The 6,830-nt window shown below is 40.1% G+C and carries 9 protein-coding genes and 2 pseudogenes; 9 read left to right on the plus strand and 2 right to left on the minus strand.

What is annotated here, in order from left to right; genetic code table 11:
* The first annotated feature begins 505 nt into the window (after positions 1-505).
* A complete protein-coding gene (locus tag LC574_RS19620) occupies positions 506-961 on the plus strand; it encodes a peroxiredoxin (protein ID WP_229455049.1) in 456 nt (151 codons plus the stop codon).
* A gap of 89 nt (positions 962-1,050) precedes the next feature.
* On the opposite strand, the gene raiA is transcribed toward LC574_RS19620, so the two are convergent.
* Positions 1,051-1,695 carry a ribosome-associated translation inhibitor RaiA gene (gene raiA / locus LC574_RS19625; protein WP_229455050.1) on the minus strand — a complete coding sequence of 215 codons (645 nt, stop codon included), beginning with the start codon at positions 1,693-1,695 and terminating at the stop codon, positions 1,051-1,053.
* A 623-nt stretch (positions 1,696-2,318) separates the two neighbouring features.
* On the opposite strand from raiA, the gene lipB reads away from it, so the two are divergent.
* From lipB to LC574_RS19640, 3 genes and pseudogenes are all read left to right on the plus strand, one after another.
* A complete protein-coding gene (gene lipB / locus LC574_RS19630) occupies positions 2,319-3,011 on the plus strand; it encodes a lipoyl(octanoyl) transferase LipB (protein ID WP_229455055.1) in 693 nt (230 codons plus the stop codon).
* Between the two features lie 183 nt (positions 3,012-3,194).
* Positions 3,195-3,395: a hypothetical protein gene (locus tag LC574_RS19635; RefSeq protein WP_229455051.1), complete on the plus strand. Its 201-nt coding sequence runs from the start codon at positions 3,195-3,197 to the stop codon at positions 3,393-3,395.
* A gap of 118 nt (positions 3,396-3,513) precedes the next feature.
* Positions 3,514-3,711: pseudogene (locus tag LC574_RS19640) on the plus strand (hypothetical protein); the annotation flags it as partial.
* Here the strand turns inward: LC574_RS19640 and LC574_RS19645 are convergent.
* The gene (locus LC574_RS19645; protein ID WP_229455052.1) at positions 3,640-4,089 is read right to left on the minus strand and encodes a LysR family transcriptional regulator; all 450 of its coding nucleotides are present in this window, start codon (positions 4,087-4,089) and stop codon (positions 3,640-3,642) included. The pseudogene LC574_RS19640 and the gene LC574_RS19645 sit on opposite strands and share 72 nt — an antisense overlap.
* A 364-nt stretch (positions 4,090-4,453) precedes the next feature.
* Here LC574_RS19645 and LC574_RS19650 point away from each other — a divergent pair, with 364 nt between their 5' ends.
* The 5 genes and pseudogenes from LC574_RS19650 to LC574_RS19665 all read left to right on the plus strand — a co-directional run.
* Positions 4,454-4,738, plus strand: coding sequence for a hypothetical protein (locus LC574_RS19650; protein ID WP_229455053.1), 285 nt, complete (start codon positions 4,454-4,456; stop codon positions 4,736-4,738).
* 4 nt (positions 4,739-4,742) lie between these two features.
* Positions 4,743-5,228 (plus strand): glutathione S-transferase family protein, encoded by a 486-nt coding sequence (locus LC574_RS19655; RefSeq protein ID WP_306422136.1) that lies wholly within the window; start codon positions 4,743-4,745, stop codon positions 5,226-5,228.
* A gap of 45 nt (positions 5,229-5,273) precedes the next feature.
* Positions 5,274-5,417 (plus strand): hypothetical protein, encoded by a 144-nt coding sequence (locus tag LC574_RS38525; RefSeq protein WP_306422137.1) that lies wholly within the window; start codon positions 5,274-5,276, stop codon positions 5,415-5,417.
* A gap of 19 nt (positions 5,418-5,436) precedes the next feature.
* The gene (locus tag LC574_RS19660; RefSeq protein WP_229455054.1) at positions 5,437-5,934 is read left to right on the plus strand and encodes a GNAT family N-acetyltransferase; all 498 of its coding nucleotides are present in this window, start codon (positions 5,437-5,439) and stop codon (positions 5,932-5,934) included.
* Between the two features lie 708 nt (positions 5,935-6,642).
* Positions 6,643-6,830, plus strand: a pseudogene (locus LC574_RS19665) (lipid kinase); the annotation flags it as partial.

The following is a 6,830-nucleotide window of genomic DNA, read 5'->3' on the forward strand; positions in this document are numbered from 1 at the left end:
TTTTGGTAAGATTCAGGAAACATATTTTTCCAGGGGAGCCACAAAAATGCTCCCTATTTTTTGTCTTCACTATCTTCTCAAAGTTTTGTCCTGCATAGCTTAGAGTTGCCTTGTCACCCTCTAAGGAGTTTAACTCAATCAGAGGGATAGATCAGGGATATGAAAATTTGCCTCGCTTTCTTGCTGATGTGAATGCAGATAATCGTGCTGATTACTGTCGCTTTGTTGGAGACAGTCCTAATGTATTTTTGTCTTGCAATCTTGCTACGCCATCAGGCTTTAGATAACCTTTCACATTCCCCCCTAACTCTCAACGATAAATCAAAGATTTCGATCATTTTGTAGGGGGGAGTGAATAATTACCTGATAGTTAAGTCCTAATATGGTTTAGCGTATATTCATACAGAATTGCTATAAGCTACTCCGTTTAATCCAAAGTAATCAAGCAAAATTTATAGACTTGGATACAAGGTAAAATTTTGTTAAGTAATTACCATCACTCGTTATGGCAATCAAAGTTGGAGATACCGCTCCTAATTTCAGTCTACCCGCTCAAAACGGCTCAACAATTAGCCTCCAAGATTTTCGCGGCAAAAATGTTGTCCTATATTTTTACCCCAAGGACGACACACCCGGATGTACTGCTGAATCCTGCGCCTTTCGCGATCAGTATGAAGTGTTTAAAAGTGCTGGCGCTGAAGTTGTCGGCGTGAGTTCTGACTCCATCGAATCTCACCAACGATTTGCTGCGAAATACAATCTACCTTTTACGCTGTTAACTGACAAAGGCGACCAAGTGCGGAAGCTATATGGCGCAACAGCAGCCTTTGGCTTATTCCCTGGTCGCGTTACTTACGTTATTGACCAACAGGGAGTTGTGCAATACGTCTTTGATTCAATGTTTAACTTTAAAGGTCACGTTGAGGAAGCGCTGAAAACTTTGCAACAGATTGCAAAATAGGGGAGTGGGGAATGGGGAGTCGGGAGTGGGAATGAGGAGTTAGGAGTTATTTCTCTCTGATCTCCCTCATCTCCCCTATTCCCTACTCCCTATTTAGAATGCGACTTTTCCGGCATGACAATATTAGCCTGGGTTGCCTTGCCATTCTTGCCGTTGGTATGACCATTACCATTGCGGGGATGGATCACACCATAACCGCCGTGGTTGCGTTCGTAAATTACATTAATCTCTCCAGTTTCAGAATTGCGGAACATATAAAAGTCGTGTCCCACGAGTTGCAGTTGTTCTAGGGCTTCTGCAAGGGTCATCGGCGGCATGGAAAAATATTTGGTGCGGACGACTTCGTTGGGTAATTCGGGGGTGCGATCGCCAATTAAATCTGTGACTACCGATTCTGCAACAACTACTTCTGCTGGTTGGGACTGAGTTTTCTGGTCTTGACGCCGTTCTTTGTATTTCCGCAGTTGACGGGCAATTTTATCTGCTACTAAGTCAATGCTGGCATAAAGATTTTCACTGCTCTCCTCGGCACGGATAACGTTACCATTAGCATAAATAGTTACTTCAGCCGCTTGTCTAGGATTAATTCGAGGATTACGGGCTACGCTAAGATGCACATCCACTTCATTTGTAATGCTCTGAAAGTGACTAACTGCTTTTTCAATCTTTTGATGTACATATTCCCGAATCGCATCGGTGATTTCAATATTTTTGCCGTGGATGACAAGCTTCATGTAAACTCTCCCACTGAATATTTAATGTGTGAATTTGCTTTGTATGAAAAGAAATTGCGGTAAGCTCTATTACTCCCGCCAAAACAAATTGTGAACTCTTTCTATGTACTGCTGGTAAGCTGTGTCTAAGCTTATTGCACCTGGGTTATCGCTCATTATACCCTTGATTTTCCTCCTTATCTCTGCGCTGATATCCAATTGGATATCCACCTAGAACTCTTTGGTGAGGAAAATTGAGCAGTAGCTCCTGTAACTGTCTTCTGTGTTAAAACAACGCTTACAGAACTGTTGATAGTTACTCCTTCTGTGTTTGGTTGAAATTTGCTTGCTGTTTTTCAATAATACAAGTCTTTGTGAAAATTTGATTCTGTTTGAAATGCAAACTAATGTTATAAGAGTCATCAGCCAGTACATTCGTCTTTATCGTCTTGGCATGATGCTTATTGCAGAGAATTCCTCCTAAAAACCTATTGATTGAGGTTATATATTCAAGCTAACACTTTGTATTTTCTAAAGGATGTTACCTTGACTTTCCTTTAAAATCCTTTGCAAATCTTGACATTTTTTGACTCCAATTCTGTAATTTGAAATATATTTCGCCTTTAATGCAGTTGATTTTTGGCATAATCCGTAGTATGAAAACACATAAAAACCGTTGTTTGTTGTATAATCAAGGATTAATGCCTTACTCAGAAGCTCATGGATGGCAGCGATCGCTCCTGACTGAGCGTATCCATAATCCCAGTCTAGACGACGTGTTAATTTTGCTAGAACATCCACCCGTCTACACTCTAGGACAAGGCAGCAACTTGGATTTTCTCAAATTTGATATTGACAAAAGTGAATATGATGTGCATCGAGTTGAACGGGGTGGTGAGGTTACTTACCATTGTCCTGGTCAACTGGTAGGGTATCCAATTTTAAATCTGCAACGTTATCGTAAAGACCTCCATTGGTACTTACGCGAACTCGAAGAAGTCATAATTCGCGTATTGGCAGTTTATGGGTTGCAGGGAGAAAGGATTCCGGCTTTTACTGGCGTTTGGTTACAAGGGCGAAAAGTTGCAGCTATTGGTATTAAAGTCAGTCGTTGGATTACCATGCACGGCTTTGCATTAAATGTTTGTCCAGACATGACAGGCTTTGAGCGCATTGTACCCTGCGGTATTTCTGATAAACCTGTAGACAGTTTAGCCGAATGGATTCCAGGTATCACCTGCGAAGAAGTGCGTTTTTATGTAGCACAGTCCTTTGCTGAAGTATTTGATGTGGAATTAGTCGAGTCGCAACCTCAAGGATTTTTCCGGTCTGAGTAAATTTAGCTTGTAATTATGTAATAAATACTATAGCAGTCCTATTTAAATTGTGAGACACTGATGAGAGTAGTCCATATTTAATAGTATGAAAATAACTATTTAACTACGGTTGTCAAAGCTAAAATCTGATTATTTACAAATTTCTATATTAAATTTTTACGGCACTCAAGCACAAATTTGCGCGTGAATTACTCAAATAATCTCCAAGTATATGCCCCATCGTTAACGTCTTTGAGAGAACGTGATTGGACAGCTTTGATAGAACTATTTGATAGAGATGACGGTGATGAAATTGAAGCCGACATCCATAGTAGTTTGGTTTGGCTGATACCTGAACCTTGTTGGGAAGATGATCCCTTTGAGTTCTTGCGTGAGTATCTTTGAATAGTGGGGAGTGGGCTTGCCGTGAGCTTGTCCTGAGCTTGTCCTGAGCTTGTCCTGAGCGTAGCCGAAGGGCGTAGCCGTTGGCGCAGCCTCTCGTAGAGAAGGGCGTAGCCGAAGGCGTCCTTATTTTAAGGCTGGGTTAGCGATGTCTACGACGGGCTACGCCTACGCAATTCGTGCAGACAATCAAGATATTACTGGTATTGACAGTCTCAAAAATAAAAAAATTGCTGTACAAATTGGTTCAACTGGGGCTGCAAAGGCTAAAAGCATTCCAGGGGTGGAAATTCGCAGCTTTGATTCTGCGCCCATAGCCTTCTATGATTGTGACAGCAATTTCTGGAAATTGATTGTGAAATTGTGCGATCGCTTTTGGTAATAAATGGGTGGCGACGCTGCGAAAAGCCGCAATTCGCACATGGCCACCATGTAAACCTTTATGCAAGTTTGCTTCGTGTTGCATCATCTCTAGATGCTGCATAGCCTGACGAGCATGATATAAAATGCGCTCTCCAGCAGGTGTCAGCACAGCACCGTGACGGCCTCTAGCAAATAAAGGCACACCTAATTCTTCTTCTAAGGTAGCGATCGCATGACTAATCGCAGGCTGGGAAAGCTGCAATTCTAAGGCTGCTTCACTAAAGTTACCACGATCTGCTACTGCAACTATGGCTCGAAGTTGGGAGAATTTCATGGTTAATTGACGACAACAAGGGTATATACATCCTGATTTAATTGTGGCAAAAAGATTGTATTATTGAGGAGAATCCAGAAGTCAGAATTCAGAATTCAGAATCTCCCCAGCAATCAAGTCAGGGGATTCAAAAAAGTATAAATTTTTATCGCTTCCACGGATAAATCCGGGGGCTTTCAACCTAAGTCGCCATCCAGTCGTACAGAATTCATGGCTTTTTTCTGGCTCCTGAATTCTGACTACTTTCTTGGTAATTTTTCATATCTATAAATCCCATTTATACAACCTATGCAAGCCATGATTTGATTCTAAACTGAGATGTTGCTACTGTTTTAATTACTGAGCAACTTTCAGGAATAATTATATGAACAATGACATTAGGTGTCTCCCAACAGAAGATACAAGAATAAATTGTAGTCCGTTATTCAAGAAAAAAATCAACTCTAACTTCTGGGAATCTCTGCATAGTATCTGGGAAAAAATTGTCAAAAAACTCCTAGCAGATTCTAACGAATTACAAGTTTGGCAAAAGGTTGACCGCTACGGTAATATCTATTGGCAAGCTTACGACCCTACAACAGGAAAATCTTTTTCTTCAGGTTCTGAAGCTGATGTGTGTATGTGGATTGAACAACTTTATAGGTATTAAAAATATGACGCAACTTACTTTAGTAATTGGCAATAAAAATTATTCATCTTGGTCACTCCGTCCTTGGCTAGTGATGAAACAATTTGGTTTGGAATTCAATGAAATTCGGATTCCTCTCTACAACAGTCCAGATTATTCCTCAAAAATTCGGCAATACTCTCCATCAGGAAAAGTACCTGTGTTGTTGCATGGTACGCAAACGGTGTGGGATTCTCTTGCTATTTGTGAATATCTAGCTGAAACGTTTCCGATGCAATGGTGGCCAGAGGATAAGGCTGCAAGGGCATTCGCCCGTTCCATTAGTGCGGAAATGCACTCAGGTTTTCAAAATTTGCGTCAGAATATGCCGATGAACTGCCGTACTAAATATTCAGGTAAAGGTTTAGCATCGGTTGTACAACAAGACATTGACCGCATCACTAGTATCTGGCAAGAATCACGCCAAAAATTTGGAGATGGTGGCAATTTTTTATTTGGAAATTTTGCGTAGGCGTAGCCCGTCGTAGACATCGCTGATACATTCTTTGCCCCAGTTGTGCTGCGGTTTCTAACCTATGATGTGCAGTTAGATCCTGTTTCTAGAGACTATGTAGAGGCAGTTTTGGCACTTCCAGCAATGCAAGAGTGGATAAAGGCAGCAAAGAGTGAGACAGAAATTCTCTCTCAATACGAGTTTTAAGAAAAAGGCAAAGAAGAACATGAACGGCAGGAATATTTCAATTCGACATGCAAACCAAAGAGATATTCCTGTTATTATGGAATTGATTCATTTGAAAGCCGAATTTGATGGTTGTCCTGAATCTGTAGAAGCAACTCCTCAAAAGCTAGAAATTGATCTATTTGGAGAAAACCCCCTTGCTTTTGTTCTTTTAGCTGAGGTTGATGGCGATGCTATTGGGTTAGCAACCTATCACTTTATCTATTCAACTTTTTTAGCAAAACCTGGAATTTGGCTTGATGACTTATATGTTAAACCTGAACATCGAAGCCACGGAGTTGGTCAGACGTTGATGCTACGCTTGCGCCAGATTGGACAGGAAAAAGACTGTGGCAGAATCGATTGGACTGTAGCTGTATCTAACGAGCGTGGAATCAAGTTCTATGAAAGAATAGGTGCAAAGATCATCAACAAAGTAAAATTATGTCGCTTAGATGGTCAGGCACTAAGTAATACCATGTTGGATTTTGGATTTTAGACTTCGGCTTCGCTCAGTCCTTCGACTTCGCTCAGGAACCATCGAACGATTTTGGATTGGAAACCACTTAGTGTATCTGGGTTTTCTCTGTCCATCTGTCGCAATCTATTTTTAAAATTGGTACAAGTAAATCTTAAGTAGGGGAAGCAGGAGTAACTCAGGCTTCCTCTTATAACTTTAGCGAAGACAGCGCAAACTACGAATAATTTTTACCCATTAAATAAAGTTAAATATTAATAGCATTTATACAAATTTTATCTACAAATATGTATCTATAGCAATAAACAATATTTTATTGTTAGGCATTATATAGGACTCCTATTTGATTTTTGAAATAACTGCCGTCAACTCGAAAAGGCTGATTCCCTACTCCCTACTCCCTACTCCCTGCCTACACAAAGAAGTTCAGAAATCAAATCGGATTGCTATATTCTGGATATTATAATACATAAATACTTTATTGTAAATACTTAATTCAAGTCATTTAGTGAGTAAAAAATGTATTTACTGAGTATCAATATACTGACGGTTAATAGAGATAAACTAGATAAAATAGAAATTAAAAATTCGTAACCACAACATAATAACCATTGACGATATGAATTTTTGATAACTATCATAACAACTTAAACACTTTTTGATAGTCAACTTGAAGCAGAATACATGGATGCGGATAATTGGACATATGAACTACAAAAGGTACTAACCATGAGTTCTCGCGCACTGCTGTTAGTAAATCGTCATGCCCGCCAAGGGCAAAAGGGTCTATCGGAAGCGATTGAATATCTGAAGACACTCGGCTTTGATTTAATTGAGGAGTCTACAGAAGACCCCAAACATCTTGCAGAAGTTATACTTCGCTATCAGCATCAAGTTGGCTTGGTAATCATTGGTGG

Source organism: Nostoc sp. CHAB 5715 (assembly GCF_020829685.1).
Classification (GTDB): domain Bacteria; phylum Cyanobacteriota; class Cyanobacteriia; order Cyanobacteriales; family Nostocaceae; genus Nostoc.

What these genes read in the sequence shown, in the direction of transcription:
- raiA (WP_229455050.1), bottom strand. Translation starts at nt 1,695, where the DNA reads ATGAAGCTTGTCATCCACGGCAAAAATATTGAAATCACCGATGCGATT.
- LC574_RS19660 (WP_229455054.1), top strand. Translation starts at nt 5,437, where the DNA reads ATGAACGGCAGGAATATTTCAATTCGACATGCAAACCAAAGAGATATT.
- LC574_RS19620 (WP_229455049.1), top strand. Translation starts at nt 506, where the DNA reads ATGGCAATCAAAGTTGGAGATACCGCTCCTAATTTCAGTCTACCCGCT.
- LC574_RS19655 (WP_306422136.1), top strand. Translation starts at nt 4,743, where the DNA reads ATGACGCAACTTACTTTAGTAATTGGCAATAAAAATTATTCATCTTGG.
- LC574_RS19650 (WP_229455053.1), top strand. Translation starts at nt 4,454, where the DNA reads ATGAACAATGACATTAGGTGTCTCCCAACAGAAGATACAAGAATAAAT.
- LC574_RS19645 (WP_229455052.1), bottom strand. Translation starts at nt 4,089, where the DNA reads ATGAAATTCTCCCAACTTCGAGCCATAGTTGCAGTAGCAGATCGTGGT.